The organism is Nitrobacter winogradskyi (genome assembly GCF_006539545.1).
Lineage (GTDB): Bacteria > Pseudomonadota > Alphaproteobacteria > Rhizobiales > Xanthobacteraceae > Nitrobacter > Nitrobacter winogradskyi_A.
Genome location: NZ_BJNF01000042.1, coordinates 60803 through 86215, shown reverse-complemented (window position 1 = coordinate 86215; position 25413 = coordinate 60803). Strand labels below are relative to the sequence as shown.

The following is a 25413-nucleotide window of genomic DNA, read 5'->3' as shown; positions in this document are numbered from 1 at the left end:
GCGCCCGTCGCGGAGAACCGCGATGTCCAGACATCACCGCACCGGCCAGGACCGGACGAACCTCTATGATGAAATCACCAACAAGATTATCGCCGAACTTGTGGCCGGGCGTTTTCCATGGGTTCAGCCTTGGGGCAAATCCAACACCAAAGCTCCGCTCGGCCTGCCCAGGAATGCCAGCACCGGCCGGCGCTACAGTGGCATCAATATCCTGATCCTCTGGGGCGCCGTGGTCCAGTACGGCTTTCCAAGCCAGGGCTGGCTCACCTTCCGGCAAGCGCTCTCGCTCGGCGGCAATGTCCGCAAGGGCGAGCGGGGCACCACCGTCGTCTATGCCGATCGCTATATTCCCGAGGACGAGAAGCAACGGGCGCGCGAGACCGGCGAAGAAGCACAGGCCATTCCCTTCTTGAAGCGTTTCACCGTCTTCAACACCGCACAATGCGAGGGGCTGCCCGAGGACATCACGATTGCGGCGCCGCTCCCGCCGCCTGGCTTGATCGAGCCGAGGGTCGAAACGCTGATCGCCGCGACCGGCATCGACTTTCGCATCGGCGGCGATAAGGCGTTCTACGTCCCGAGCCACGACCATGTCGTCGTACCACCGCCGCAAGCCTATTTTGAGCCGATCAACTGGCACCGCACGGCGCTGCACGAGATCGGTCACGCCAGCGGTCATCACAGCCGCCTGAATCGCGATCTGTCTGGTTCGTTCGGTTCGAAGAAGTATTGCTTCGAAGAACTGATCGCCGAGCAAATCTCCGCGTTTTGTTGCGCGTCGCTCGGTATCATCCCGACAGTGCGCCACGCGGACTACATCGGCAACTGGTTGGAAATTATGCGCGAGGATTCGCGCGCCATCGTGCGCGCGGCATCACAGGCCAGCAAAGCAGCCGACTGGATCTTGTCCTTCCTGCCCGAGAACGAGCAGCACGCTGACACCGCCGAGCACAGGAGGGCTGCATGAGCACTCCTGTGTTCGTCTTCGGATCGAACCTTGCCGGTCGCCACGGCAAGGGCGCGGCCCATTGGGCGCGTCGGCACCGTGGCGCGATCTATGGCCAAGGCATCGGGGCCGCAGGGAGCCGCCTACGCGATCCCCACCAAGGATCGCGGGCTGCGCGTGCTACCGCTGGCCGTCATCCGCGGCCATGTCGACGACTTCCTCGGCTACGCGTGCCGCCGGGCGGAGCTGCGCTTCGAGGTCACGCCAATCGGGTGCGGTCTGGCGGGCTATCGCCCGGACCAGATCGCCCCGAGGTTCGCCGGCGCACCAGCAAACGTCATCCTGCCGGAGGTCTTCCGCGCGGTGCTAGCCGCGTCGACATGGAGAAGCCCATGATGACGCGGGAGGCGCTGCGCGCCGCCTTAGCGCGCATGGAATCGCGCCTCGCCGACAGCCGGCACAATCTCGCTTTCGCCGAGAGCGCGGCGCTATCACCGCCGCATGAGCGGATGGACCGGCGCCGACGAGGCGGAGTACCGCCGCGTTCTCGACGGGCTGCTGGCGATCGCCGGCCCCGATCTCGACCGGCTGCGGCGCAGGATCGGCCGGCAGGAAGCCGCGGTCGCGGCGCTGCGCCGAAAATACGGGGTGAACGAGCCGCCGCAATCTCTGCCCTGCTGATGACGCGGTGCAGGCGGCGGCGTTCAAGAGTGAGAGAGGGGTTGGGGATTTCGTGACGGGTTGATAGCGGAGAGAGAGGCTCTCGGCGCCCGTCGCGGAGTAATCCATCATGGCAAGAGCTGCCAAGAAGAAGCGCGCACCCGCAATCATCATCTTCTCGCGGGCACGCGACATCCCGTTCAATCGCATCAGACTGTCCGCTAACAATGTTCGCGAGACCAACGCCGAGGACGGTCTGGACGAACTCACCCACGACATCGAACGTCGCGAAGATCTCGTGCAGGGCCTCAATGTCCGCGCCATTCTCGATGATGACGAAAACGAAACCGGCGATTTCGAGACTCCGGCGGGCGGCCGTCGCTACAGGGCTATCGCTCGCCTCGTCGAAGCAGGCCGCTTCCCGGCCGACGGCCTCGTCCCCTGCGTCGTCAAGAAGGCAGATGCCAAGACGTCGGCAATCGATGACTCGCTCGCCGAGAACACTTTCCGACTGGCGCTGCATCCGCTCGACCAGTTCCAGGCGTTCAAGCGCATGGTCGACGGCGGGATGAGCACCGGGGAGGTCGCCAGCGCCTACTTCACCAGCCAGCGTTATGTCGATCAGCGCCTCGCGCTTGCCAAGGTCTCGCCCAAGCTGCACGAGGTCTATGCCCAGGAGGGCATGACCTTGGCGATGCTGGAGGCGTTCACCGCACATCCGGATCATGCTCGTCAGGAGCAGGTGTGGGATGCCCTCAAACAGTCCCACTACCGCGAGCCCTGGCGCATCCGTAACATGCTGACCGAAACCACCGTTGCCGCGTCCGACAAACGCGCGCTTTTCGTCGGCATCGACGCTTACATGGCGGCCGGCGGCCAGTTGCTCCCGCGCTACCTCTTCGACGATGACGAAGACGGTTGGCTGAAGGACGTCTCGCTTCTCGATCGTCTGGTTGCCGAGAAGCTGAAAGCTGCCGCCGACGAAGTGGCCGCCGAAGGTTGGAAGTGGGTCGCGGTCGACCTCGAACTGCCCTATGGCCACGACCACGGGCTGCGGGCTATCACCGGCACCTTCGCGGAGTTGACCAAGAAGGAGCAGCGCCAGCGCGAGAAGCTGCGTGACGAACAGGAGCGTCTTGAGGCTGAATACGCCAGCTACGACGAACTACCGGACGAAATCGACCAGCGCCTGGGCGAAATCGAAAAGCAGCTTGACGCCTTCGAGCGCCGTCCCGCTGTCTATGATCCCGCAGACATCGCCATCGCTGGCGTCTTCGTCACCGTCGATGAGGACGGTGCATTTGTAGTCGATCGTGGCTGGGTCCGTCCCGAAGACGAGCGGGCGGAGACCGCCGACGGAGCATCGCATGATTGCGACGATGCCGATGGCGCGGTCGCGCCGGATGGCAAGCGCACCGTCATCACCATCGGCGGACAGCCGGCGGAGCCCGAGGAGGAGGAAGAAACGATCAAGCCTCTTCCCGAGCGCCTGGTTGCCGAACTGACGGCGCACCGCACCGTTGCGCTGAGCGATGCCGTAGGGTCCCACCCGCACATCGCCATGACGGCGCTGTTGCACAAGCTGGTCCGCGACACCTTCAAGCGCTCCACCAGCGGTTCGGCTGTCCAGGTGTCGGTGCGCGAGGTGTATTTCCGCGAGCAGGGAATCGACCTCAAGGACAGCCCCTACGCGAAGTCGATCGGCGAACGACATGCAGGCTGGAAGGCCGATCTTCCGGCAGACGACGATGCGCTGTGGGACTGGCTCGACCGGCTCGATGATGCCAGCCGCATGGCGCTTCTCGCGCACTGCGTGTCCTTCGGAATCAACGCGCTCTATGAGCGCCCGAATCCGATGAGCGCAACCGGCACTTCCGAGCACGGCCTGCGCACCCGCATGGCGGAAGCCGACCGCCTGGCCCGCATCACCGGCCTCGACATGGCGGATGCCGGTTTCCGGCCCACCGTCGCGAACTACCTGGGCCGCGTCACCAAGCCTCGCATTCTCGAAGCGGTCCATGAGGCCCTTGGGGAAGAGAAAGCGCGCCTGATCGAGCATCTGAAGAAGGACGACATGGCGCGCGAGGCCGAACGACTCCTGGTCGATACCGGCTGGCTGCCGGAGCCCCTGCGCCTCCTCGCTGAGGAGCCGGCCGCCGAAACATCGGCCGGGCAAAACGGCGACGACGTCGCACTGCCCGAGTTCCTCGCTGACGGCGACGGTGCGGCGACTGCGGCCCCCGACGCTCCAACGACTCTCGTCGCCGCTGAGTGACACGCACCGGCGGGGCGGCTCCAGTCGCCCCGCATGTCCTTCCTTCGATCCCATGGCCCGGCAATCCGCCGGGCCATTTTTGATTCAGGAGAACCCTGTGGCTATTCCCGATTACGCCCGCACGAACTTCAACACCATGCTGCGCGCCGCTGGCGACGGCAACCTTGCGCTCATGGAGTGCCTCGACGCGACCACGCGCCAGCCACGCTACGTTCTTTGCGCTGTCGGACGCGACGGAGGTGATTATATGTTCACGCCGTTCGGCCATCTCGCGGAAGGCAACCCCTATGACGCCTACCTGCCGCCGCACCCCGATGATCCGACCGGCTTCATCGAGACGTCCTGGGACCGAGGCGCAACATGATGACCGTCGATGACATTTTTGCCGACGATCGCTGCAATCCTCCCGCGAAGCGCTCGCTTCCCTGGGAGGAGACATGCGGCGGCGTCACCGTCGTCGTGGAGCCGAAACCGCATTGGGCGTCCGACATGACCGTCTTCCGGCTGACCGAACGGAGCTGGTGTTCCTACGCCGACTGGATCGAGAACGGCCCTGCCGCGCGGTTCATCGACCATCCCGAAACGCGAGGCGACGACGTCATGATGAAGGCGCGGGCCATGGTCGGACGCGAAATCGCGCTCGGCCGTTGGTCGGATCGAGAGGGAGAGAGCTGATCGGGCGGGATGGATCCGGACGGGCGAAGAGAGCGCGCTGTCCGGACCCGTCCTTTTTCGCTCTCTGGAGATTCAGTGCCATGACAACGCAAGTCACCACGCCTCACGTCGCGACTCTTGTTCCTGACAACCGCCGCGAGATGTTCTTGCCGGCATTGTTCGGCGTTCGCCACCTGATCGTCGCCGAAAACACCGTCTACACATTCATGGACCGGCTCAGCCCGAAAGACTATGGCGGCGGCTTCTGGAACTTCTACGAATGCGACGGCACGCCGCTGTTCATGGCACCGCAATCAACGTCGCGCTTCCGGATCGAGAGCGAGATCACACAATTTCGTGGCGAGGTGTCGGCCGAGGCCGCAGGCATCATCGCCACACTCTTCACTTTCTCCCATCTCTCCTTCCGATTCGAGTCCGACCTTCTCGTGGAAGGCTATCATCGTCTTCATGCCTGGTGCGACTGCCATCCCGAGGCATCAGAGATCTTCCAGGCCATCGATTGAATTCACAGGCGCTCCACCACCTGGTGGGGCGTTTTTTTCATGTTGGCCATGGTCACCTCTCATGGGTTGCCGAGCGGCGTAGAGGGAGAGGAAGGCCGGGACGGATTTGAGCCGGTGCGGTCGAGAGAGAGCGCTGCGCGGCTCGTCCTCATCCCGCTCTCCCGAGGCCACCAGCATGACCCTGATCTCCGCAGCCGCAGCGGCGTCTGCCGCCGCGCCGCTTCCGCTCGTCCCTGAGCCCGATGCTGCTGCCGCCATCTTCGCGGCTGCCAGCCTGCTGCTGCCCCATCTCGAACGCGGCCAGCGCGTCAACGCCGCGACGTTGCGCGCTGCGATGGAATCCGCTTTCGGTGCGTCCGACGCCACCGGCGCCTGGGACTGGAAGTACGCCTATGAAGCGTGCGAGGTGGCAACCGTCCTTTTCCTGCGCAAATACGGAAAGACGATTTTGCGCAAAGCCGGCTCTCCGGCGCTCGCCGTGCCGCTCCTGGCCAAAATCTCCGACCGCCTCCCGACACATACGCGCCGCTCCGAAGAGAGCCAGGCTTTCCAGCAGTTCTCGACGCCGATTCCGCTCGGCCTAGTCGCCGCAACGGCGGCCGCGATCACCCCGGCCGACCGCGTTCTGGAACCGTCCGCTGGAACCGGACTTCTCGCCATCCTCGCCGAAGTCGCCGGCGGCGCACTCGTTCTCAACGAGTTCGCCGAGATGCGCGCCACGCTGCTCTCTTCCCTCTTTCCGGCCATTTCCGTCACTCGCTTTGATGCGTCGCAGATCGACGATCATCTTAGTGCGGCCGTCATTCCCACCATCGTGCTGATGAACCCGCCGTTCTCCGTCATGGCGCACGTCGAGGGCCGCGTGGCGGACGCCACCTTCCGCCATGTCGCTTCTGCGCTCGCGCGCCTTGCACACGGCGGTCGCCTTGTCACGATCACCGGCGCAAACTTCGCTCCAGACAATCCGATCTGGGCGCCGGCGTTCGCGCGCCTGCAAGAGCGCGGCCGCGTCGTGTTCTCCGCCGCTGTCTACGGCTCGGTCTATGCCAAGCACGGCACCACCTTCGCAACGCGGCTCACAGTCATTGACAAGCTGCCCGCCGACGATCCCTCCGTCTTCCCGAACGCGCCCGGCGTCGCGCCAGACGTCGCCACACTGCTTGGCTGGGTGACTGAGCAACTGCCCGCGAGACTTCCCGTCGATCCATCCGTCGCCGTGCCGATCACTGCGCCGGCCGCGGCCCGTACCGTGCGCGGCTATCTGAACCGGGCGGCAAAACTCGCTCCCGCCATATCACGCGGCGAGCCCGATGGCGTTCCACTCGACTACGAGACCGTCGACTGGAAGCCCACCGAGAGCGGTCGCCTCTCCGATTCCATCTACGAGGATTACGGATTGCAGACGATCCGTATTGCCGGCTCTCAGGCGCACCCGACCCAGCTCGTGCAGTCGGCCGCCATGGCGAGCATCGCCCCGCCGAAGCCCAGCTATCTGCCGCGCCTGCCGCAGAACATCCTCGATCTGCTGTCCGACGCGCAACTCGAGACCGTGATCTATGCCGGCGAGGCGCATTCGAATTTCCTTGGCGGCGCGTGGACGGTGAACGACACGCTCGACACTCTGACTGCCGCGTCCGAGAATGCCAAAAACGCCGTCCTCTTCCGTCAGGGCTTCATGATCGGAGACGGCACCGGCGTCGGCAAGGGTCGCGAATCCGCGGCGATCCTTCTCGACAACTGGATGCAAGGCCGCCGCAAGGCGGTCTGGATCAGCAAATCCGACAAGCTCCTGGAGGATGCGCAGCGCGATTGGTCGGCGCTTGGCATGGAGCGGTTGCTGGTCACGCCGTTGTCGCGATTCCCTCAAGGCGCGCGCATCACCCTCACTGAGGGCATCCTATTTCTAACCTACGCTACGCTCAGGTCCGATGACCGCGGCGAAAAGGTTTCGCGCGTCAGGCAAATCGTCGAATGGTTGGGCTCCGGGTTTGATGGCGTCATCATCTTCGACGAGAGCCATGCCATGCAGAATGCCGCTGGCGGTACGGGAGAGCGCGGCGATGTCGCGGCCTCGCAGCAGGGCCGCGCCGGATTGCGGCTCCAACACGCACTGCCGAATGCTCGCGTCGCCTATGTCTCCGCGACCGGCGCGACCGCGGTCCACAATCTCGCCTATGCTCAGCGGCTCGGCCTCTGGGGCGGCGAGGATTTCCCGTTCGGGACGCGCGCCGAGTTCGTCGAAGCGATTGAGGCGGGCGGTGTCGCGGCGATGGAGGTGCTGGCCCGCGATCTTCGTGCGCTCGGCCTCTACACCGCTCGCTCGCTCTCGTTTGCCGGCGTCGAGTACGAGCTTGTCGAGCACAAACTGACGCCCGAACAAATCCGCATCTACGATACGTATGCGGGCGCGTTTGCCATCATCCATAACAATCTGGATGCCGCGATGCGGGCTGCCAACATCACCGGCAGCGGCGAAGGCGGGACGGGCACGCTGAACAGGCAGGCGAAGTCCGCCGCCCGTTCGGCTTTCGAGTCCGCCAAGCAGCGCTTCTTCGGCCATCTGCTCACCAGCATGAAAACGCCGACGCTGATCCGCTCGATCACGCGCGATCTCGAAGAAGGCCATTCGGCTGTGATCCAGATCGTCTCCACCGGTGAGGCGCTGATGGAGCGCCGGCTGGCGGAACTGCCGACCGAGGAATGGAATGATGTGCGCGTGGACATTACGCCTCGTGAATATGTCCTCGACTATCTCGCCCATTCCTTCCCAGTGCAGCTCTACGAACGTTTCACCGATAGTTCGGGAAGCGTGTCGTCACGTCCGGTCTATCGTAACGGCCAGCCTGTCGAGAGCCGCGAAGCCATCGCGCGCCGCGATGAGTTGATCGCGAAACTCGCGAGCCTGCCGCCGGTCCCCGGCGCGCTCGATCAGATCATCCAGCACTTCGGCACCGATGTTGTCGCCGAGGTGACAGGTCGCGCGCGTCGTATCGTGCGCAAGCGTGGCACGACGATCGACAGGCTCGTTGTCGAGAACCGCGCAGCTTCCGCCAATCTCGCGGAGACGCAAGCCTTCATGGACGATCTAAAGCGCGGACTCGTTTTCTCCGACGCCGGCGGCACCGGCCGCAGCTATCACGCGGAAAAGTCCGCGAAGAACACGCGGCTGCGCGTTCATTACCTGCTCGAAGCCGGCTGGAAAGCCGACACCGCCATTCAGGGTCTTGGCCGCACGCACCGGACCAATCAGAAACAACCGCCGCTCTTCCGGCCGATCTCGACCAATGTGAAAGCCGAAAAACGGTTCTTGAGCACGATCGCGCGCCGCCTCGATACGCTGGGCGCGATCACGCGCGGCCAGCGCCAGACCGGCGGTCAGGGCCTGTTCAGGCCCGAGGACAATCTGGAGTCGCACTATGCCCGCGCCGCGCTGCGCCAACTCTATCACCTGCTGGTGCTCGGCAAGATAGAGGGGTGCAGCCTCGAACGCTTCGAGTCCGCGACCGGGCTGAAGCTGACGGATTCGAACGGCATCAAGGACGAACTGCCGGCGATCACGACGTTCCTCAATCGTCTGCTGGCGTTGACGATCGAGCTTCAGAACATCCTCTTCGCGGCCTTCGAGCAGCTTCTGGCCACCCGCATCGAGGGCGCGATCGCGTCGGGGACCTATGACGCCGGGCTTGAGACGCTGCGCGCCGAAAGCTTCGTCGTTGACGATCGCCAGACGATCTACATGCATCCACGCACCGGAGCCGAAACCAACCTGCTGACGATCACCGAACGTAGGCGCAATCGGCCGGTCGCGCTCGACGAAGCGTTGAGTCATCTTGACGATCCGCGCGCGCAGCTCCTCGTCAACGAGCGCTCGGGCCGTGCCGCCGTGCAGGTCCCGGCGAGCAGCATCATGCTCGACGACGGCGAGGTCGAGCGCCGCGTCCGCCTGATCCGGCCGACGGAGGCGCATAACCTCGCGATCAGGATGATGGGCGAAACCCATTGGGTCGACGCGGATCGCGCGACTTTCGCGACAGCCTGGAAGTCCGAGATGGCGGAGGTGCCAGAATTCTCTGACGCCACGCTGCACATGGTCACGGGACTGCTCCTGCCGATCTGGAAGCGACTGCCGAATGAATCGACCCGCGTCTATCGGCTCCAGACCGATGCAGGCGAACGGATCATCGGTCGCAAGGTCTCGCCGGCCTGGGCCGCAAATGCGACCACGACCGACATCGCGACCGTCACACCGGACGACGCCTTCGCCGCACTGATGGACGGCCGCACGATCCTCGAACTTGCGGAGGGCCTTCAGCTTCGACGCGCCCGCGTTATGGGCGCGAACCGCATCGAGTTGTCAGGCTTTGACGACACCATGCGCGAACGCCTCACCGCCTATGGCCTGTTCCACGAGATCATCTCGTGGAAGCTGCGCATGTTCGTGCCGACCGACGCCAACGGCCCGATCGTGCTCGGCAAGGTGCTCGAGCGCTGGCCGGTCGCGCGCGTCGGCGAGCGGGAGGCGGCATGATGCCCCGTCACAGCGCCTCCGAACTCGCGATCCGCCTCGGCCGACACGCCGAGGCGGTCTGCAAACAATATCTATCGTCCGGCCATCGAGCCGGACGATATTGGATCGTCGGCGATGCAAAGAATGCGCCCGGCCGCTCGATGTACGTGCGCCTCACAGGGCCGGCATCGGGCAAGGGTGCTGCGGGCAAATGGACCGACGGAGCAACGGGTGAGTATGGCGATCTTCTCGACGTCATCCGCGCGTCGCTTGGCCTTGTCGACTTCGAGGACGTGGCTGAGGAAGCGCGCCGCTTCCTCTCGCTCCCGCATCCCGAGCCGGAGAACACGCCGACGGACAGAGCCGCAAGCCCAGCGCCATCGGGTTCGTCTGAAGCGTCGCGGCGGCTCTTTGCGATGGCGCAGCCGATCGGCGGCACGCTTGCGGCGATCTACCTCAACGGGAGGGCGATCACATCCCTCATCGGCGTCACCGCGCTGCGTTACCATCCGAGGTGCTACTACAAGCCTGACAAGCATTCGCCCACCGAGATCTGGCCGGCGATGGTCGCTGCCGTCACCGATCTCGCCGGACGGCAGACCGGCGCGCACCGCACATGGCTCGCCCCGGACGGTTCGGGCAAGGCGCCTATCGAGACACCGCGTCGGGCGATGGGCGACCTTCTCGGGCACGGCGTCCGCTTCGGCGTCGCCGGTGAGGTGCTCGCAGCCGGCGAAGGCATCGAGACCGTGCTGTCGCCGCGCATGGTTCTGCCCCACATGCCGATGCTGGCGGCGCTGTCGGCCGCACACCTCGCTGCCATCCTGTTTCCGCCGGAACTGCACAGGCTCTATGTCCTTCGGGATCGCGATCCTGCCGGTGACGGCGCGAGAGATAGCCTGGTCGCCAGAGCAATGAGCGTCGGGATCGAGGCGATTTCAGTGTCGCCGGTGCGCGGCGACTTCAACGACGATCTGCGTTGGCGCGGCGTCGATGCCCTTCGGGCGGCCTTGAAGGAGCAGCTTCGTCCCGAAGACGTCAGCTGGTTCATGACGGCGTGAGGAAATCGGCGGAAGACGAGACGCGGACGGAGCCTGCCTGTCGTCACCGCTCGTCCCCGCGAGCAGCTTTCTGGTGTCGGAGAGAGGCGCCCACGGCCTTCTGAGAGGGCGATCGGCCCACAAACGGGCCGGCCAGGCAATGGCGGCGCTCCAGCTATTTTCCGCCGGCGGCTGCGCCGCTTTTGCAGCGCGAAACAAAATAGCCGGGCTTGGCCATCAAGACCCTCGCGGAAGTGCGAGGGCTGCCAGTCCGTCCCGCCCGTGGGCTTCGACGCCTGCGAAGGCCGCGATGGGCGCGGTCTCCAGACGCAGGACGCTCCCGATGACGAACGACGACGATAACACCGGCATCACACCGATCCACACTTCGTCTCCCACCGATCATCTCCTCACCGAACTCCAGCTCTATGGCTGGCGCCCGTTTCAGGACGAACCCGATCCAAGGCCGCTTCCCGAGGGCAATGTCGTCGCCGCGGCTGTCGCAGACATCTTCGATGCTCTCGTCGCCACGCTTGGCGACACCCGCCTCGAACCCGACCTCGAAGAATTGCTCTGGGGGACCGTCAATCTCTTCCACCGCGCCACCTGCCGGGTGGAGCGCGAGCTTGACGACAACGAGCAGGCGCAGCGCCGCCTTCAGAACGAACAGGATGGCAGCGAGGTGAAGTCGGTCGAGCTGGAGCGCCTCACGGCCGAGGGGCAAACCATGATCGAGCGGCGCAACAGCATGGAACTCTTCCGCGACATCGCCGCCGAAGCGTTCGAGCACCATACCGGCACCGTCTGGCGGCCGCGCACCGGCTCGAAGGTCAACCATCGCAACCTGACCGCCGCGATGATCGACAGCCGCGACTTTCTTGCCGCGAAGCGCCGGGCTGAGGCCGAGGTGATGGTGCCCGCCGGTCCCAAAGTCGCCGTCTCCGGCGGCGCTGACTTCAATGACCATCGCCTGATCTGGGCGAAGCTCGATCAGGTCCATGCGAAGCACCCCGATATGGTGCTGATGCACGGTGGCACGCCGAAGGGCGCCGAACTGATCGCCTCCCGCTGGGCGGACAATCGCAAGGTGCCGCAAATCGCCTTCCGGCCCGACTGGGTGAAGCGCGGCAACGCCGCGCCGTTCAAGCGCAACGATGCCATGCTGGATGTCCTTCCGGTCGGCGTCCTCGTCTTCTCTGGCACCGGGATTCAGGAGAACCTCGCGGACAAGGCCCGCAAGCTCGGCATCCCGGTCATGAAGTTCGACGGCGGCGCGTAAGCGCCGCCTTCCCCCTCTTGAAAATCTGGAAAGTATGGATATTATGGATATTGATATGGGAGCAAGGCCATGAGGCATTTCACGACAGGCGATCTCAACAAACAAGTGGGCGACGTCACCGACGCCGCCGCCCGCGAGCCCGTGATCCTCACCAAACACCGCAAACCCCGTTTCGTGCTGATGAGCTACGAGCACTACGAGCGGATGCGCAGCGGCAGCGACCCTCGCCGCGCCTACCGCGTTTCCGAGATGCCGAAGGAGCACAACGATCTTTTCCTCACGGAGATCGACCGGCTGGCGCGCGGCGCGGGCTACGACGATGAGCCGTGAGTTCCTGCCCGGCCAGGTCATCGATTATCCCTATCTCTGGGCATGGCAGCATGAGCGCGGCGAGACCGAAGGCCGGAAGCTCCGGCCGACCTGTGTTGTCGTGGCCGTCCGGAGCACGAACGACGGACTTACCCATCTCGCGCTTCTGGCGATCACCACCCAGCCGCCACAGGCCGACCGTGTTGCAATCGAGGTCTCCGACATCGAATGCCGACGAGCCGGCCTCAGCGATCTCAAGCAATGCTGGATTGTCGTCGACGAATACAATTACGATGTCGCCGAGCGGTCATGGTATATCGAGCCGCACGGCGAGGTGCTTGGCCGCTTCAGCAAGGCTTTCATGATGAAGATCGCGGCCGCCTTTGCCAAAGCGAGGGCCTCCGGACTGCGTATCAACCGCCTCGATTGATGGAAGGTGCATATCTGCGCCTCTCCGGATTGCGACTTGTCGCTCTTCCGGGCCTGATGTGCTTTCCGGCTTGTCCGCTTTCACGTTTCCCGCTTCGGCACTCGACAACGCACCGCCATGCAGTCCGCCGATCTCAACGTGACTTGACGAGACCGGCCCACTTAAGAAAAAATGCCCCATCCACGCAGAACCGGCACAGCAGCATAGTCGCAGGCGGAGCGCATCCACAGGCAGCCTGTCGTGAACTCTTAATCGTTCATGTGGAGGTTTCCATGACGCTGATCCTGCCCGCCATCGTCTTGACGATCGCCTTCTGTGCTCTCGCCTACGGTCTCGCGATCTATGCGCTTCCGTTCTCGGTCGGACTGACAGCAGCCCAATATACTTGGGCCGCGGGGGCCGGCATCGTGATGTCGGGCTTCGCCGCTATCGCTGCTGCGTTGCTGTCGCTCGCCGTGGTCATTGCCGTTCTCGGCTTCGCAAAGAATCCGATTGTGCGCCTGATCGCGCTCGCCGTCTTTGCTGTGCCCGCCGTGGTCGCCGGCTATGCCGTCGTGCATGGTGTCGCAAAGCACGCCATCGATTCAACGATTGCGCTCAATCTGCTATGCGGCAGCGCCGGCCTGTTCATCGGCGGCGCAGCAATTGTCAGTCTCAACGCATTGGGCGAAAGCGTCTTGTCGCGCTGAAGCACTCGCGATCCCCCGCTTGCGGGAAAACCCGGCGGCTTGCGCCGCCGAACCCTGTCGCTTGCGCTCTGAACATGACAGTTAGGTCGAGACTGTCCTGGCCGCCGCTGTTTCGAGCGGCATCGCACGGCGCAGGAAGTCGGTCATGGCGCGTTGATCTTGCACGGCCGCAAACAGCGCCCGCGCTGCATTGATCGTCATGATGTCGTGAACGTCGGCCGCAGCAACTTCATTGCCACTTGTCGCAATGCTGGTGGACCGCGCCTCCGCCGATTGAGCGGCGACCGCCGCCATCCGCAACGGGTCCGGTAGCCTTTTCGCCTTTCCCCGAACAACCTTCCATCGGCGGCGCAAACGGTGGCCGTGAAGGGGTGGTGAGCGCGGCCGCAAGATGGTGTGGCGTGGGTCTTAAGAGCGATGTGGCTGTTGGCGAGAACAATGTTCCTGCTGGGCGCCTCCGTAATCGGGCTCTCAGGGGCGCCAATCCCTCCGACTGACTGATCCCCTAAGTCCGTTCGGTTTCCGCCCGCAACCCCCGCGGCTCCGGACCGTGTTGGCGCTAAAGCGCCTGCCCGCACCACTCCGGGCCTTAGGGGCGAGCTGCCAGCAGGCAGGCAGTTGCAGGGGGCTCCCGACGTCCTTGGCCGGGTCTCGTCGGAGGGAATGGTCCCTCCGAGGAGCAACGGAGACTTAAAATGCAGAACATCGTCATTCTCGCCGGCAACATCGGCCAGGACCCCGAATCCCGCAACACTCAGGGCGGGACCCGTATCACCCACTTCACGCTGGCCACTTCGCGGCCCCGCTACTCGGAAGGCAAGGCTGTTCGGGACGACAATGGCTACCGGGTCCAGGACACCGAATGGCACCGGATCACCTGCTTCAACGGCCTCGGCAAGACGGTCCAGGATCATTGCCAGAAGGGCATGAAGGTTCTGGTGCGCGGCCGCATCCACTACACCAAGTGGACCGATCAGCAGGGCAACGACCGCTACGGCTGCGAGATCATCGCCGAAACGGTCGACTTCCTGAGCCGGGCGAAGCAGACCGAAAGCGCCACCGGACAGCGCGATCTCGATGACGACATCCCGTTCTGACCGGGGCGTCAGAGGCCCGGCGGCGCAAGCCGCCGGGTTTTCCCCGACCGGAGGGCGACCGAATCAGTCGCCCGCCGTGCCGGTCGCAAGGGGGCTGGCCGGCGGTTTTCGGTCGCATTCGCGGCCGAGTCCGACTAAAATAGTCGTAGTTCTAGCGTGCGCGCAGGTCCGAGTGGGAGGTGGTCATGCATGATCACCTCCCGACAATCACGGGCTGCGCGCGCGTTGCTGGGTTGGACGCAGGAGACGCTCGCTGACAAGGCCCGCATATCGCTGACCTCCCTCAAGCGCCTTGAATCCGAAAGCGGATTGGGCGTGTACGAGACAACGCGCGATCAGGTTCGCAGGGCGCTGGAAGCAGCAGGGATCGTTCTTCTGTCCGTCGACAAAGGACAGGGAGTGTTGCTCGTTGAGGGTCGCGGCAAACGGAAAGGCTGATGCGGCGATGTGCGCCGATGCCGATACGGCAGCGGCCGATGCACCAGGGCGGCGCCATGGTTGACCCGTTCGAGGATACGCCACCTTCCTGCCCGCAATTGACCGAATACGACAGGTCGCACATCAAGCTCTATATGCGCCTTCTCGATGCTGACGCCGATGGCGCTGATTGGCGGGAAGCGGTCGAAGTCGTGTTCGGGATCGATCCCGCACGCGAGCCGGAGCGCGCGCGGCAAGTCCACGACAATCACCTCCAACGCGCGCGCTGGATGACGCAGACCGGATACCAGCAGCTCCTGCACAGTCCCGGCAAACGCCTGTAATTCGGTATATCGTGCGGCTCGGTGATGCCCCGACAGCATCGCGCAATGCCGGCGCCAAGACTCCCGCACACCCCCGCGTGTGGGAATCAATATCTGCCCGGCTTACGCGATACATGCGGGGGATAGCCCATGAAACCCGATACTTCGCAATGGAGAGAGCGCCACAGTTACGATTTCTTCGATGATCTCACGAACGAAGGCTTGGCGTGGGAATGCCTCCGCCGCCAGGAGCAGTATCAACGTCGGTATCGGGCGCTCGTCGCCGACCACGCGGACAACTCTCCATTATCGCTCGGAGACCAACGCCGTTGGGGGCTGCGCTTTCCCCGCTCGGCCAAGCCTCTCCGCATCCGCGCAAACCGTGTTCTGGTCTCCCGCGGTCGTCCCGTTGGTGTTGACGCTCATGCCGGCGCCCGACCACCTTTCCACCACCTCACAACCACCTCTCGCAAAGTTTGAGGCAGCGCGTGACGGTCCGGAGGGACGATACGTCATCTACAGCGCCGATACGCCTGTTCAGCTCGTTTTCTATCCGACGGGGGAAACGCGGGCGCCGCTCGTCGCGCTGATCCCGATCGACGCAGAAACACTCACCTGGGCCGATGTGCTCACGCGCTTCTGGCGGGCCGTCTATGGCCGCAGACCACTTCCCGACAAGCGGCTGACGCGCCAGCAGCGCCGCCGTCTTCGGCTGATGCTCCAGGCGGTCGATGGTCGCACGAATGGCGCCAGCTACCGCGAGATCGCCATCGCGATCTACGGCGCGGAGCGCGTCGCAAGCGATCCATGGAAGACATCGCCGCTGCGCGATTCCGTGATCGGACTTGTTGAGGGCGGCTCCGCTCTGGTCGGTGGCGGCTATCTCGATCTCCTTCGCCATCGCCGTCGATCATAGCCGGTCCGTCGCAAGCTGGAGGGGTGGGGATTTTAGCCACCTCAAGTTTCCCATCCTCCCTGATACGTTTCCTCCGCCACCGTGGTCGCCGTCCGCCGCTGATCTCCAGCGCTCCGACGCAACACCACGGAGGCCCGATCCATGCCACACGAACCCGTCGTTCTGCCGCCACGCTACCTGCGCACCAAGGAAGCCGCCGAGTTTCTCAGCCTCTCGGCCCGAACTCTCGAAAAACATCGCACCTACGGAACGGGTCCCGCCTATCGCAAGCTCGGCGGCCGTGTCGTCTACGCCATCGACGATCTCGAAACCTGGGCCGATCGCGGCGCGGTGACGTCCACCTCCGACCCGCGCAGCACCGTGCTGCCCGCCAAGCGCCACACCTTTCCATCCGGCCCGCAGGCTGGTCGCTCCGCACGCTGACCGCAGCCGGCCTCCTTCATGACGGTGCGGCGTCGACCCCTGTCGGAGCGCGAACAGCTCAACCTGTTCAGAGCACTCCCCGGCGACTTCGCGCCACGAGACGCGCAGGATCTCATGGCCTATCCCTTCTTCTCTCTCGCCAAGACGCACCGCATCGCGCCGATCGATTTCGTCGCTGGCGAAGTATCGATCCGCGTCGAAGCCGTGCCCGATCATGGCATGGCGACCATCTGGGATGCTGATATTCTCATATGGGCGGCGAGCCAGATCGTCGAGGCGCGCGACGCCGGCCTGCGCACCTCCCGGCTGATGGCCGCCACTCCCTATGAGATTCTGAAATTCATCGGGCGCGGCACCTCGCTGCGCGATTACCAGCGTCTCAAGGCCGCGCTGGACCGCCTCCAGTCCACCACCGTCAGCACCACCATCCGCCAGCCGGCGGAAGGACGACGGCATCGCTTCTCGTGGATCAATGAGTGGAAGGAACGCACCGATCGCGACGGCATCGAGATGATCGTGCCCGACTGGTTTTACAAGGCGGTGCTCGACGACGTGCTCGTCCTCACCATCGACCGCGCCTACTTCGATCTGACGGGTGGCCTCGAACGCTGGCTCTACCGCATCGTGCGCAAGCACGGCGGTCGCCAGCGCAATGGATGGCGCTTCGACTTCCGCCATCTCCATGCGAAGTCGGGCAGCCTGTCCCAGTTCAAGCGCTTCGCATTCGAGTTGCGCGACATCATCCGTCGACAGCCGTTGCCCGGCTACACGCTGTTCATCGAGGTGGAGATCGGCGGCCGAACGCTGCTCGCCTTCGAGCCGTCTGCGCCCTGTGGACCGGCTGTGGATTCCTTCGTGCCATCAGGAACCCGCCGAGACGTGCTATCCGGAACTGGCCCCTCGTGCCAACAGGAACCGAAACCGCGTCTAACTCAAAGCGTCCGCAGAAGAAATCGCGCCCTTAACTTAGACTCTAACTCAGACTCTAACCTTAAGAGGCGCGCGCGCGATGTTGATAACATCGAAACCGAACGACTGATCGCGCCTGAGCGATCTGACGATCAAGCGACTGCGCGGCAGACGACGCTCGGCAAATCCACTCTTGCCGCCGACGATACTTCATACACGCGGACGCCGCCCCGAAGCCGCAGGCCGGGAGGCGCGTCATGATCGTCGCGATACTTGTTGCTTCCGACATCTGCGATGACAGTCCGACCGTGCACGAGATCGACACCGCCATGGCCGAACGTGCCCGCGCGCATCGCCACCGTGTTGCCGGTTCACGACGCAGGCGCCTTATGACGGCAGGCATAGCAAAGCGCCGTTTTGCGTCGCGGCCGGGCGATCCAGGCGGCTGGATCAGGGCTGGTGACGCGCCGCCAGCCGGCGGCCGCGCAGCCGTCACGCCCGCAATGCGCGGCCGCATCAAGGAGGCCGCATTCAGCCGCCGCGTCACCGGCGCCGCATCCTGCGCGAGCAGCTTGCCTGCAAATTCCCAGAAAAGTCAGGAGGGTCCTCATGACCAGCAACGCGGCACACCGCGCGCGCTGGCGTCCGTCTCCGGGCAGCCCAGCGCCATTCACCACGCTTGTCCATCTGACGTGGCGTCAGAAGGCGATCGAGCACTGGATTAGGTTCGGTCATAAGATACACGAACAGATTCTCGATCGGCATCGCAGCGTCGTCGGCTTCGCGCCGAACAGCGTGTTCGCGTTCGTCCGTTGGGCCTCGAACGACTACGGCACGATCCTTTCACGCATCGACATTGCGCGCGCCGTCTGCCGCGGCGAGCCCTTCCAGACGTTGCCATTCGTGCGTCCCGGCGGCGAGATTCTGGTCAAGGCGGAGAACTGGCCGACAGTCGAGCGCGTGCTCCAGCACATCGACGCGATCGAAGCGATCGGCATCGATCCCGCAGAGGTCGATCCCGATCATTGGCGGCATGTCCATCACCGCCTGCGCGCCGGCGACCAGCCCTCCACCTACACGCCAGCGCGCCATGAAGCCTGGCTGATGCGCCGACGGGTCACGTGATGACACGCTTCGGTCTCCTCGTCTGTACGGCGGCGGCGACGTTCGGAGTGGGCTATCCCGGCCTCACACCGATGCCGATCAAACTGATCTGGAATGCATCGGCCAGCGTGCCGATCGGCTTCTATACGATCGACTTCGACGGCCCGTTCGAGGTGACTGATCTCGTTGCCGTCGATGCACCCGAACCGCTCGCGACTTTTCTCGCTGATCGCGACTATTTGCCGAAGGGCGTGCCGCTTCTCAAGCGCGTGCGCGCCGTCTCCGGTCAGACCGTTTGCAGGATCGGTCACGTCATCACCGTCGACGGCATGATTGCCGGTGTCGCGCTCGACCGCGACCGGGTCGGCCGCGATCTGCCGGTCTGGCAGGGCTGCCAGCACATCCACACCGGCGAAATCTTCCTGATGAACTGGCAGCACCGCGACAGTCTCGACGGGAGGTATTTCGGGCTGATCTCCACCGACCAGATCATCGGGCGAGCGGTTCCGCTGTGGACCGACGAGGAAGGCGGCGGCCGCTTTCAATGGCGGGCGCCGACACGCTGATCGCTTCCCCATTGGCGGAAGCGGTGCCGCCGATGGCTTTCTCAACACCACCGCCAGGGAGACTGTCATGCCGCAGATCGGTCAATTCGCGCGCGACGAGGCCGGCTTTATCGGACACTTCGGGACGCTTTTACTGAATCAGGACATCATCATCATCGCGACGGAACCGTCCGACGCGGAGAACACACCAGATTATCGCGTTCACCTCTTTGACGGTATGAGCAACAACACAGGTCCGGAGATCGGCGCGGGCTGGAAACGCACCGGAGAGAAGGCGGGCGAATATGTCGCGCTGCTGATCGACGATCCGATAATGCCGCAGCCGATCCGGGCCAACCTGTTCCGCGATGATGACACAGGCAACGCCTGGTCGCTGCACTGGTCGCGTCCGCGCGATCGCGGCGAGAAGGTTTAAGCAATGCCTGCTCGCCGCCAATCGACGGGCCATTCGAGTGCGTCCGGGCTGCGCTGCGCCGCCCGGCGCATGGCTCTCCTTTTCCTTTCCGGCCTTTCCTTCGCCGGCGTCATGCCGGCGGTCACGATGGCGCAGGGCAAGCCGATCGCGAGACTGTCGCCGCGCGATCCCTATGCCGCTCACATTGCCGAAGCCTCGCAGCGGTTCGGCATTCCCGAACGCTGGATTCGCGCTGTGCTGCGCGCGGAAAGCGCGGGCGATGTGTGTGCGATCTCAACGGCCGGCGCGATGGGATTGATGCAGGTCATGCCCGACACCTGGGCTGATCTTCGCTCACGATATGGCCTCGGACGCGACCCTTATGATCCGCACGACAATATTCTCGCCGGTGCTGCGTATCTGCGCGAAATGTGGGATCGCTATCGCGACATCACCGCCATGCTCGCCGCCCACAACGCAGGGCCGGCACGCTACGATGAGCATCGCGCGACCGGCCGTCCGCTACCGGCCGAGACACGCGCCTATGTGGCTTCGCTCGCGCCGCTCCTTGACGGTGAGGCCACATCCGATGCGCCAGCCCGGCGCCCATTGCGGCTGCGTGACTGGCGCGGTGCGCCGCTCTTTATCGTGCGTCCAAACGACAGCCGGGCGACCGCCTCGCCGTCATTCGACCCGCAACCCGGCGGTCTGTTCGCCGCCGTTTCGGAGCGGGACCGGCGATGAAAATTGCCTATGCCGACCCGCCTTATATCGGCTGCGCGCATCTCTACCGCGACCATCCCGACTATGCGGGCGAGGTCGATCATGTGCGCCTGATCGAACGGCTGGAGCGGGACTACGACGGCTGGATATTGCACGCCGCGGCAACGCCGCGCTCGATCGCGACGCTCGCGCCGCTGGTCGAGCAGACCGGCGCGCGGTGGATGGCCTGGGTGAAAGGTTTCGCCGCGTTCAAGCGCAATATCCCGGTCGCGTGGGCGTGGGAGCCGGTCATCGTGAAGGCCGCGCGAAAGCCCGTCGTCAGCAAGCGGCTGGTGATGCGGGACTGGATTCTGGAGAGCATTACGCTGCGGCGCGGCCTTACTGGTGCGAAGCCCGAAGCGGTTTGCCATTGGGCGTTCGAGGTGGTCGCCGCGCGTCCCGACGACATGCTCGACGACCTGTTTCCCGGCAGCGGAGCGGTCACTGATGCGTGGCGCACCTGGCGTCTCAAGTTCTCTCTTCCGTCCGATCAGCAGCAAACGCGGCATCCTACAAGCGCATCACCGCAACGTCTTGCCGCCATTCCCGTAGTCTCGAACAAGCGGGGCACACATAGATGACAGCAGCTGTGAATCGCTTTGTAGCGCGCGCTGGCGTATCATGGAGAGCACCAAGGGTGGAGGCAGGCCCAACAACCGGATCAGGGCAGGATAAAAGAGCGCACGGTGCGCTTCGGTCGGGCGGTTGTTGCTCTTCATTTTTTTGGTGCGCGTCGCACCGTGCTGCGCTTACGCGCACCGTGCGCTGCGCGCTCACGTCTTTGAATTTTCAATCTGTTTTGCACCGTGCGGTGTCGCGTCATGGCCGATGATCGCGAGTTTCGCGTTCGACCGGGACGCATCCGATCGACCCGCGCCCAGCAAGCCCGGCCCTTCATCGCGCAGGCGCTCGCCGCCGCAAAGAAGGCAGGCGGGGGTGTCTCGCGGTCCGGCCGTATCGTGTCCGGCAATCGATCCCGCTTCGGGCGTGGCCAGCGCGCCAGCATCCAGGCCAACCGCCTCATCACCTCCCGCACGCGCGGCGCTGTCGTGAAAGCCCGCGTCGTGCGGCACACGGCACGGTCCGCGCCGCTCGGCAGACATCTCGATTATCTGCGCCGTGATGGCGTGACCCGCGACGGAGAAAAGGCGCGGCTGTTCGGACCGGAGACGGAGAACGCCGATGCCCGCGTATTCGCCGACCGATGCAAAGACGACCGGCACCATTTCCGGTTCATCATCTCGCCCGACGACGCACCCGAGATGACAGACCTCAAGCAATTCACCCGCGATCTCGTCAGCCAGATGGAAATGGATCTCGGCACCAGGCTCGACTGGGTGGCGGTGGATCACTGGAACACCGAGCATCCGCATGTCCATCTGATCGTGCGCGGCGTTCGCGACGACGGCCAGGACCTCGTGATCTCGCGCGACTATATCAAGGAAGGCATGCGCGACCGTGCGCGCGATCTCATCACGCAGGAACTCGGGCTTCGCTCCGATTTCGACATCCACCGCACCCTGGAAAGTCAGATCGAGGCCGAGCGCTGGACGCAGCTTGACCGGCAGTTCGTCCGTGATGCCGGCAAATCCGGAATCATCGACCTCGCCCCGCTCGCCGGCCAGCAGCCTGACGAATTCCACACATTGAAGATCGGCCGGCTGCGGACCCTCGAAGTCCTCGGCGTCGCGGGACAGATCAACCACTCGCAATGGTTCATCAGGCCGGAAGCCGAGACCGTGCTGCGCGAACTCGGCGAGCGCGGCGACATCATCAAGCGGATGCACCGCGCGCTGACTGAACGCGGCATCGAGCGCGGCTCGGCGAATTACGTCCTCGCAGGCGAGAGCCTCGACGTTCCCGTCATCGGTCGTCTGATCGAACGCGGCCTCGACGACGAACTGAGAGGCACGGCCTATGCCGTGGTCGATGGCGTGGACGGCCGCACTCATCACATCAAGCTCCCGCATCTCGACGCGGCCGGCGATAGCCGGCCCGGCTCGATCGTCGAACTGCGCACCTATGAGAACGCGCGTGGCGAGCGTCGTGTCGCACTCGCCGTCCGCTCCGATCTCGATGTGCAGGCGCAGGTGACTGCGACTGGCGCGACGTGGCTCGATCGCCAGGCCGTCGTTCGTGAACCCATCGCGCTTTCGCAAGGTGGCTTCGGCGCCGAGGTGCGTCAGGCGATGGAGCAGCGCGTCGAACGTCTGATCGGCGAAGGCTTGGCGGAGCGGCAGAACGGCCGCGCCGTTTTCGCGCGCCGGCTGCTCAACACGCTGCGAGACCGCGAGATAGGCGCGCTCGGCAAGAAGCTCGCGACTGAGACCGGCCTGTCGTTCAACCGGGCCGGCAGCGGCAAATATATCGCAGGCGCTTATCGCCAGCGATTCACGCTCGCCTCCGGTCGCTTTGGCATGATCGACGACGGCCTCGGCTTCCAGCTCGTGCCCTGGTCGCCATCCCTCGAAAAGCAACTCGGCCGCCATGTCTCCGGCGTCGCCCGCGACGACGGTGGCGTCGAATGGGATTTCGGCCGCAAGCGGGGGCTCGGCCTCTAGAAAGGAGTCCTCATCATGTCAGGAACCAAAATCCTTTGGGGATCGATCACGGTCGTCTTCCTCATCATCCTCGTCACCACCTGGAGCGCCACGCAATACGTCGCCTGGAGCCTTGGCTATCAGGCGCAGCTTGGCCATCCGTGGTTCACACTCTTTGGCCTGCCGATCTACTTTCCCGCCGCGATCATGTGGTGGTGGTATTTCTACGATGCCTATGCGCCCGAGGTCTTCGCCACGGGCGGGATCATCGCGGCATCGGGCGGGATCATCGCCATCGTCGTCGCGATAGGAATGTCGGTCTCGCGCGCGAGAGAGACCAGGAACGTCGCCACCTATGGCTCGGCACGCTGGGCCGAGAAGAAGGAGGTGGAGGCCGCTGGACTCCTCGATCCGGACGGCGTGGTGCTCGGCCGCTATGAGCGTGACTATCTACGCCATGATGGACCGGAGCACGTCCTATGCTTCGCACCGACGCGATCCGGCAAGGGCGTCGGCCTTGTGGTGCCCTCGCTCCTGACCTGGCCGGGTTCGGCCATCGTTCACGACATCAAGGGCGAGAACTGGCAGCTCACGGCCGGATTCCGGTCGCAGCATGGCCGGGTGTTGCTGTTCGATCCGACCAATCCGAACTCCTCCGCCTACAACCCGCTGCTCGAAGTCCGCCGCGGCGAATGGGAGGTGCGGGACGTCCAGAACATCGCGGACATCCTCGTCGATCCCGAAGGGTCTCTCGACAAGCGGAACCATTGGGAGAAAACGAGTCACTCGCTCCTGGTCGGCGCAATCCTGCATGTGCTTTATGCCGAGAGCGACAAGACCCTGGCCGGGGTCGCGAACTTTCTCTCCGATCCGAAACGTCCGATCGAGTCGACCTTGCGCGCCATGATGAAGACCGCGCATCTTGGCGCGGCAGGACCGCATCCCGTCGTCGCCAGCGCCGCGCGCGAGTTGCGAAACAAATCCGACAACGAGCGATCCGGCGTGCTCTCCACCGCCATGTCGTTCCTTGGATTATACCGCGATCCAGTCGTCGCGCAGGTGACGCGACGCTGCGACTGGCGGATCAAGGACATCGTCGGCAACGAAAAGCCTGCCACTCTCTATCTCGTTGTCCCACCATCAGACATCAATCGCACCAAGCCGCTGATGCGCTTGCTGCTCAATCAGGTCGGCCGTCGCTTGACCGAGGACTTGCAGGCGAATGCCGGCCGGCATCGCCTGCTGCTGATGCTGGATGAATTTCCCGCGCTGGGGAGACTCGACTTCTTTGAGACCGCATTGGCCTTCATGGCGGGCTACGGATTGAAGAGCATCCTGATCGCGCAGAGCCTGAACCAGATCGAGAAAGCCTATGGGCCGAACAACAGCATCCTCGATAACTGCCATATAAGGGTTGCGTTCTCGACGAACGACGAAAGGACGGCCAAGAGAGTCAGCGACGCGCTCGGCACCGCCACCGAAATGAGGGCGATGAAAAACTATGCCGGCCACCGCTTGTCGCCCTGGCTTGGACACCTCATGGTGTCGCGCTCCGAAACCGCTCGCCAGTTGTTGACGCCCGGAGAAATCATGCAACTCCCACCCGGCGATGAGATCGTCATGGTGGCAGGCGTCCCTCCGATCCGCGCGAAGAAGGCGCGCTACTATGAGGACGTCCGTTTCAAGGAGCGCGTGCTGCCGCCGCCGGCCTTGTCCACTCCTGAGCAACCACGGTCCGATGACTGGAGCAGCCTGCCTGTTCCCGCGCGACCGGAGCCGGATGAATCGCAACCGGGCAACCGATCCGACGACGGCGACCCGACGCAGTCCGAACGCCGGCTGCAACACGAACTCCATCGCGTAAAGCCGGTGGAAAAGAAAAAGCCGATCGAGAACGAATTCGAGCCACCCGACGACACCGACGAGGACGACGCGGTACGCAATCGGCAAATGGTCCGTCAGATGCAGGACATCGCGCAACAGGTCTCGCTCGATCCTGGCGACAACATGGAATTGTAAAATCCATGGCCCGCACAAAGAAGAAAGTGAAGTTTACGGCCTACCTCGACCACGACGTCGGCGAGATGCTGGTCGATGCCGCCGCGCGCCGTCGCCGCTCGAAGTCCATGATCGCGGAGGCTGCCATCGCATCGTTCCTCTCGCCGGACGATGCCGAGCGCCGCGAGGCGATCGTCGCCAAACGCCTCGACCAGCTCGACCGTCGCATGACGCGCATCGAGCGGGACGTCGGTATCGCGGTCGAGAGCCTGGCGGTGTTCATCCGGTTCTGGATCACCACCACGCCTGCGCTCCCCGAGCCGGCGGCGCAGGCCGCGCGCGCCGTGGCCAACAAGCGTTATGAAGCCTTCATCACTGCGCTCGGCCGCCGTCTGGCGAAGGGTCCGAAATTGCGCCAGGAGATTTCCGAAGATGTTCCGGATTCGACAATCCTCGATCAATAACATTTCAGTCGGCGGCATTTCTTCTCGCGATGATCGTGAGGCACGTTTGTTACGTTCGGTGTATCAGCAACTCGTGGTAAACAGACCGGTAGTGTTTGGACGACAACGCTGGGACAGCTGTCATTCACATAATCAGCGGGTTTCGGCAGCAATGCGCCCCATAGTCGACGTTCAGGGTAGGTAAAGT

Annotated in this window: 30 protein-coding genes and 1 pseudogene; 30 read left to right on the top strand and 1 reads right to left on the bottom strand. The window is 64.2% G+C overall.

Annotated elements, in window-relative coordinates:
* Nucleotides 1–22 precede the first annotated feature (22 nt).
* From NWI01_RS08940 to NWI01_RS08880, 14 genes and pseudogenes are all read left to right on the top strand, one after another.
* Nucleotides 23–967 (top strand): ArdC family protein, encoded by a 945-nt coding sequence (locus tag NWI01_RS08940; RefSeq protein ID WP_141383518.1) that lies wholly within the window; start codon nt 23–25, stop codon nt 965–967.
* A pseudogene (locus tag NWI01_RS20440) lies at nt 964–1035 on the top strand (hypothetical protein); the annotation flags it as partial. The gene NWI01_RS08940 and the pseudogene NWI01_RS20440, both read left to right, overlap by 4 nt.
* A gap of 10 nt (nt 1036–1045) precedes the next feature.
* Nucleotides 1046–1342 (top strand): A1S_2505 family phage non-structural protein, encoded by a 297-nt coding sequence (locus tag NWI01_RS08935; RefSeq protein ID WP_244613705.1) that lies wholly within the window; start codon nt 1046–1048, stop codon nt 1340–1342.
* A 105-nt stretch (nt 1343–1447) separates the two neighbouring features.
* Complete coding sequence (locus NWI01_RS19605; protein WP_244613704.1) at nt 1448–1627, top strand: hypothetical protein; 180 nt, start codon at nt 1448–1450, stop codon at nt 1625–1627.
* Between the two features lie 109 nt (nt 1628–1736).
* Entirely contained in the window at nt 1737–3881 is a 2145-nt protein-coding gene (locus tag NWI01_RS08925) for a ParB/RepB/Spo0J family partition protein (protein ID WP_141383517.1), read from the top strand.
* Nucleotides 3882–3978: 97 nt separating this feature from the next.
* A complete protein-coding gene (locus tag NWI01_RS08920) occupies nt 3979–4245 on the top strand; it encodes a DUF6117 family protein (protein ID WP_141383516.1) in 267 nt (88 codons plus the stop codon).
* A complete protein-coding gene (locus NWI01_RS08915; RefSeq protein ID WP_141383515.1) occupies nt 4242–4556 on the top strand; it encodes a hypothetical protein in 315 nt (104 codons plus the stop codon). Before NWI01_RS08920 ends, NWI01_RS08915 begins: the two co-directional genes overlap by 4 nt.
* 80 nt (nt 4557–4636) lie before the next feature.
* Nucleotides 4637–5059, top strand: coding sequence for an antirestriction protein (locus NWI01_RS08910; protein WP_141383514.1), 423 nt, complete (start codon nt 4637–4639; stop codon nt 5057–5059).
* 175 nt (nt 5060–5234) lie between these two features.
* On the top strand, nt 5235–9587 hold the full coding sequence (locus NWI01_RS08905) for a strawberry notch family protein (protein ID WP_141383513.1): 4353 nt from the start codon (nt 5235–5237) through the stop codon (nt 9585–9587).
* The gene (locus NWI01_RS08900; protein ID WP_141383544.1) at nt 9587–10627 is read left to right on the top strand and encodes a DUF7146 domain-containing protein; all 1041 of its coding nucleotides are present in this window, start codon (nt 9587–9589) and stop codon (nt 10625–10627) included. The genes NWI01_RS08905 and NWI01_RS08900 overlap by 1 nt, the downstream gene beginning before the upstream one ends.
* A gap of 322 nt (nt 10628–10949) precedes the next feature.
* Nucleotides 10950–11885 (top strand): DUF2493 domain-containing protein, encoded by a 936-nt coding sequence (locus NWI01_RS08895; RefSeq protein ID WP_141383512.1) that lies wholly within the window; start codon nt 10950–10952, stop codon nt 11883–11885.
* A 69-nt stretch (nt 11886–11954) separates the two neighbouring features.
* Nucleotides 11955–12215 carry a type II toxin-antitoxin system prevent-host-death family antitoxin gene (locus NWI01_RS08890; protein WP_141383511.1) on the top strand — a complete coding sequence of 87 codons (261 nt, stop codon included), beginning with the start codon at nt 11955–11957 and terminating at the stop codon, nt 12213–12215.
* Nucleotides 12205–12624 (top strand): hypothetical protein, encoded by a 420-nt coding sequence (locus tag NWI01_RS08885; protein ID WP_141383510.1) that lies wholly within the window; start codon nt 12205–12207, stop codon nt 12622–12624. The genes NWI01_RS08890 and NWI01_RS08885 overlap by 11 nt, the downstream gene beginning before the upstream one ends.
* A 272-nt stretch (nt 12625–12896) precedes the next feature.
* Nucleotides 12897–13313 (top strand): hypothetical protein, encoded by a 417-nt coding sequence (locus NWI01_RS08880; RefSeq protein WP_141383509.1) that lies wholly within the window; start codon nt 12897–12899, stop codon nt 13311–13313.
* 81 nt (nt 13314–13394) lie between these two features.
* On the opposite strand, the gene NWI01_RS08875 is transcribed toward NWI01_RS08880, so the two are convergent.
* Entirely contained in the window at nt 13395–13607 is a 213-nt protein-coding gene (locus NWI01_RS08875; protein ID WP_141383508.1) for a hypothetical protein, read from the bottom strand.
* Nucleotides 13608–14008: 401 nt separating this feature from the next.
* Between NWI01_RS08875 and NWI01_RS08870 the strand changes: the two genes are divergently transcribed.
* The 16 genes from NWI01_RS08870 to NWI01_RS08800 all read left to right on the top strand — a co-directional run bounded on the left by NWI01_RS08870 (nt 14009) and on the right by NWI01_RS08800 (nt 25226).
* Entirely contained in the window at nt 14009–14410 is a 402-nt protein-coding gene (locus tag NWI01_RS08870; protein WP_141383507.1) for a single-stranded DNA-binding protein, read from the top strand.
* Nucleotides 14411–14599: 189 nt separating this feature from the next.
* A complete protein-coding gene (locus NWI01_RS08865; RefSeq protein ID WP_141383506.1) occupies nt 14600–14848 on the top strand; it encodes a helix-turn-helix domain-containing protein in 249 nt (82 codons plus the stop codon).
* A gap of 56 nt (nt 14849–14904) precedes the next feature.
* Nucleotides 14905–15171 carry a DNA -binding domain-containing protein gene (locus NWI01_RS08860; protein WP_141383543.1) on the top strand — a complete coding sequence of 89 codons (267 nt, stop codon included), beginning with the start codon at nt 14905–14907 and terminating at the stop codon, nt 15169–15171.
* A gap of 129 nt (nt 15172–15300) precedes the next feature.
* The gene (locus NWI01_RS20435) at nt 15301–15630 is read left to right on the top strand and encodes a transcriptional regulator domain-containing protein (protein WP_244613703.1); all 330 of its coding nucleotides are present in this window, start codon (nt 15301–15303) and stop codon (nt 15628–15630) included.
* Nucleotides 15575–16066, top strand: a complete 492-nt coding sequence (locus tag NWI01_RS08855) for a DUF2285 domain-containing protein (RefSeq protein WP_244613702.1) — start codon at nt 15575–15577, stop codon at nt 16064–16066. Before NWI01_RS20435 ends, NWI01_RS08855 begins: the two co-directional genes overlap by 56 nt.
* Nucleotides 16067–16207: 141 nt before the next feature.
* Nucleotides 16208–16489 carry a helix-turn-helix transcriptional regulator gene (locus tag NWI01_RS08850; RefSeq protein WP_141383504.1) on the top strand — a complete coding sequence of 94 codons (282 nt, stop codon included), beginning with the start codon at nt 16208–16210 and terminating at the stop codon, nt 16487–16489.
* Between the two features lie 18 nt (nt 16490–16507).
* Nucleotides 16508–17659 (top strand): replication initiator protein A, encoded by a 1152-nt coding sequence (locus NWI01_RS08845; protein WP_141383503.1) that lies wholly within the window; start codon nt 16508–16510, stop codon nt 17657–17659.
* Nucleotides 17656–18123 carry a hypothetical protein gene (locus NWI01_RS20280; protein WP_375782175.1) on the top strand — a complete coding sequence of 156 codons (468 nt, stop codon included), beginning with the start codon at nt 17656–17658 and terminating at the stop codon, nt 18121–18123. Before NWI01_RS08845 ends, NWI01_RS20280 begins: the two co-directional genes overlap by 4 nt.
* Nucleotides 18008–18523 carry a DUF2840 domain-containing protein gene (locus tag NWI01_RS08835; RefSeq protein WP_141383502.1) on the top strand — a complete coding sequence of 172 codons (516 nt, stop codon included), beginning with the start codon at nt 18008–18010 and terminating at the stop codon, nt 18521–18523. The genes NWI01_RS20280 and NWI01_RS08835 overlap by 116 nt, the downstream gene beginning before the upstream one ends.
* Complete coding sequence (locus tag NWI01_RS08830) at nt 18523–19068, top strand: S26 family signal peptidase (RefSeq protein WP_141383501.1); 546 nt, start codon at nt 18523–18525, stop codon at nt 19066–19068. Before NWI01_RS08835 ends, NWI01_RS08830 begins: the two co-directional genes overlap by 1 nt.
* A 67-nt stretch (nt 19069–19135) precedes the next feature.
* Nucleotides 19136–19483, top strand: a complete 348-nt coding sequence (locus tag NWI01_RS08825) for a DUF736 domain-containing protein (protein WP_141383500.1) — start codon at nt 19136–19138, stop codon at nt 19481–19483.
* 3 nt (nt 19484–19486) lie between these two features.
* Nucleotides 19487–20206, top strand: a complete 720-nt coding sequence (locus tag NWI01_RS08820) for a lytic transglycosylase domain-containing protein (protein WP_141383499.1) — start codon at nt 19487–19489, stop codon at nt 20204–20206.
* On the top strand, nt 20203–20805 hold the full coding sequence (locus NWI01_RS08815) for a hypothetical protein (protein ID WP_210242956.1): 603 nt from the start codon (nt 20203–20205) through the stop codon (nt 20803–20805). The genes NWI01_RS08820 and NWI01_RS08815 overlap by 4 nt, the downstream gene beginning before the upstream one ends.
* Before the next feature lie 240 nt (nt 20806–21045).
* Nucleotides 21046–22785: a relaxase/mobilization nuclease domain-containing protein gene (locus NWI01_RS08810; RefSeq protein WP_141383498.1), complete on the top strand. Its 1740-nt coding sequence runs from the start codon at nt 21046–21048 to the stop codon at nt 22783–22785.
* A 15-nt stretch (nt 22786–22800) separates the two neighbouring features.
* Nucleotides 22801–24783, top strand: coding sequence for a conjugal transfer protein TraG (locus NWI01_RS08805; RefSeq protein ID WP_141383497.1), 1983 nt, complete (start codon nt 22801–22803; stop codon nt 24781–24783).
* A gap of 5 nt (nt 24784–24788) precedes the next feature.
* The gene (locus NWI01_RS08800) at nt 24789–25226 is read left to right on the top strand and encodes a CopG family transcriptional regulator (RefSeq protein ID WP_141383496.1); all 438 of its coding nucleotides are present in this window, start codon (nt 24789–24791) and stop codon (nt 25224–25226) included.
* The last annotated feature ends 187 nt before the right edge of the window (nt 25227–25413 follow it).

Bases quoted from the DNA above. Each gene is read 5' to 3' on its own strand.
- NWI01_RS08825 (WP_141383500.1), top strand. From the start codon at position 19,136: ATGCCGCAGATCGGTCAATTCGCGCGCGACGAGGCCGGCTTTATCGGA.
- NWI01_RS08875 (WP_141383508.1), bottom strand. From the start codon at position 13,607: ATGGCGGCGGTCGCCGCTCAATCGGCGGAGGCGCGGTCCACCAGCATT.
- NWI01_RS08880 (WP_141383509.1), top strand. From the start codon at position 12,897: ATGACGCTGATCCTGCCCGCCATCGTCTTGACGATCGCCTTCTGTGCT.
- NWI01_RS08860 (WP_141383543.1), top strand. From the start codon at position 14,905: ATGGTTGACCCGTTCGAGGATACGCCACCTTCCTGCCCGCAATTGACC.
- NWI01_RS19605 (WP_244613704.1), top strand. From the start codon at position 1,448: ATGAGCGGATGGACCGGCGCCGACGAGGCGGAGTACCGCCGCGTTCTC.
- NWI01_RS08900 (WP_141383544.1), top strand. From the start codon at position 9,587: ATGCCCCGTCACAGCGCCTCCGAACTCGCGATCCGCCTCGGCCGACAC.
- NWI01_RS08815 (WP_210242956.1), top strand. From the start codon at position 20,203: ATGAAAATTGCCTATGCCGACCCGCCTTATATCGGCTGCGCGCATCTC.
- NWI01_RS08865 (WP_141383506.1), top strand. From the start codon at position 14,600: ATGATCACCTCCCGACAATCACGGGCTGCGCGCGCGTTGCTGGGTTGG.
- NWI01_RS08895 (WP_141383512.1), top strand. From the start codon at position 10,950: ATGACGAACGACGACGATAACACCGGCATCACACCGATCCACACTTCG.
- NWI01_RS08800 (WP_141383496.1), top strand. From the start codon at position 24,789: ATGGCCCGCACAAAGAAGAAAGTGAAGTTTACGGCCTACCTCGACCAC.
- NWI01_RS08940 (WP_141383518.1), top strand. From the start codon at position 23: ATGTCCAGACATCACCGCACCGGCCAGGACCGGACGAACCTCTATGAT.
- NWI01_RS08820 (WP_141383499.1), top strand. From the start codon at position 19,487: ATGCCTGCTCGCCGCCAATCGACGGGCCATTCGAGTGCGTCCGGGCTG.
- NWI01_RS08850 (WP_141383504.1), top strand. From the start codon at position 16,208: ATGCCACACGAACCCGTCGTTCTGCCGCCACGCTACCTGCGCACCAAG.
- NWI01_RS08870 (WP_141383507.1), top strand. From the start codon at position 14,009: ATGCAGAACATCGTCATTCTCGCCGGCAACATCGGCCAGGACCCCGAA.
- NWI01_RS08885 (WP_141383510.1), top strand. From the start codon at position 12,205: ATGAGCCGTGAGTTCCTGCCCGGCCAGGTCATCGATTATCCCTATCTC.
- NWI01_RS20435 (WP_244613703.1), top strand. From the start codon at position 15,301: ATGAAACCCGATACTTCGCAATGGAGAGAGCGCCACAGTTACGATTTC.
- NWI01_RS08925 (WP_141383517.1), top strand. From the start codon at position 1,737: ATGGCAAGAGCTGCCAAGAAGAAGCGCGCACCCGCAATCATCATCTTC.
- NWI01_RS08805 (WP_141383497.1), top strand. From the start codon at position 22,801: ATGTCAGGAACCAAAATCCTTTGGGGATCGATCACGGTCGTCTTCCTC.
- NWI01_RS20280 (WP_375782175.1), top strand. From the start codon at position 17,656: ATGATCGTCGCGATACTTGTTGCTTCCGACATCTGCGATGACAGTCCG.
- NWI01_RS08890 (WP_141383511.1), top strand. From the start codon at position 11,955: ATGAGGCATTTCACGACAGGCGATCTCAACAAACAAGTGGGCGACGTC.
- NWI01_RS08915 (WP_141383515.1), top strand. From the start codon at position 4,242: ATGATGACCGTCGATGACATTTTTGCCGACGATCGCTGCAATCCTCCC.
- NWI01_RS08910 (WP_141383514.1), top strand. From the start codon at position 4,637: ATGACAACGCAAGTCACCACGCCTCACGTCGCGACTCTTGTTCCTGAC.
- NWI01_RS08810 (WP_141383498.1), top strand. From the start codon at position 21,046: ATGGCCGATGATCGCGAGTTTCGCGTTCGACCGGGACGCATCCGATCG.
- NWI01_RS08830 (WP_141383501.1), top strand. From the start codon at position 18,523: ATGACACGCTTCGGTCTCCTCGTCTGTACGGCGGCGGCGACGTTCGGA.
- NWI01_RS08855 (WP_244613702.1), top strand. From the start codon at position 15,575: ATGCCGGCGCCCGACCACCTTTCCACCACCTCACAACCACCTCTCGCA.
- NWI01_RS08905 (WP_141383513.1), top strand. From the start codon at position 5,235: ATGACCCTGATCTCCGCAGCCGCAGCGGCGTCTGCCGCCGCGCCGCTT.
- NWI01_RS08845 (WP_141383503.1), top strand. From the start codon at position 16,508: ATGACGGTGCGGCGTCGACCCCTGTCGGAGCGCGAACAGCTCAACCTG.
- NWI01_RS08835 (WP_141383502.1), top strand. From the start codon at position 18,008: ATGACCAGCAACGCGGCACACCGCGCGCGCTGGCGTCCGTCTCCGGGC.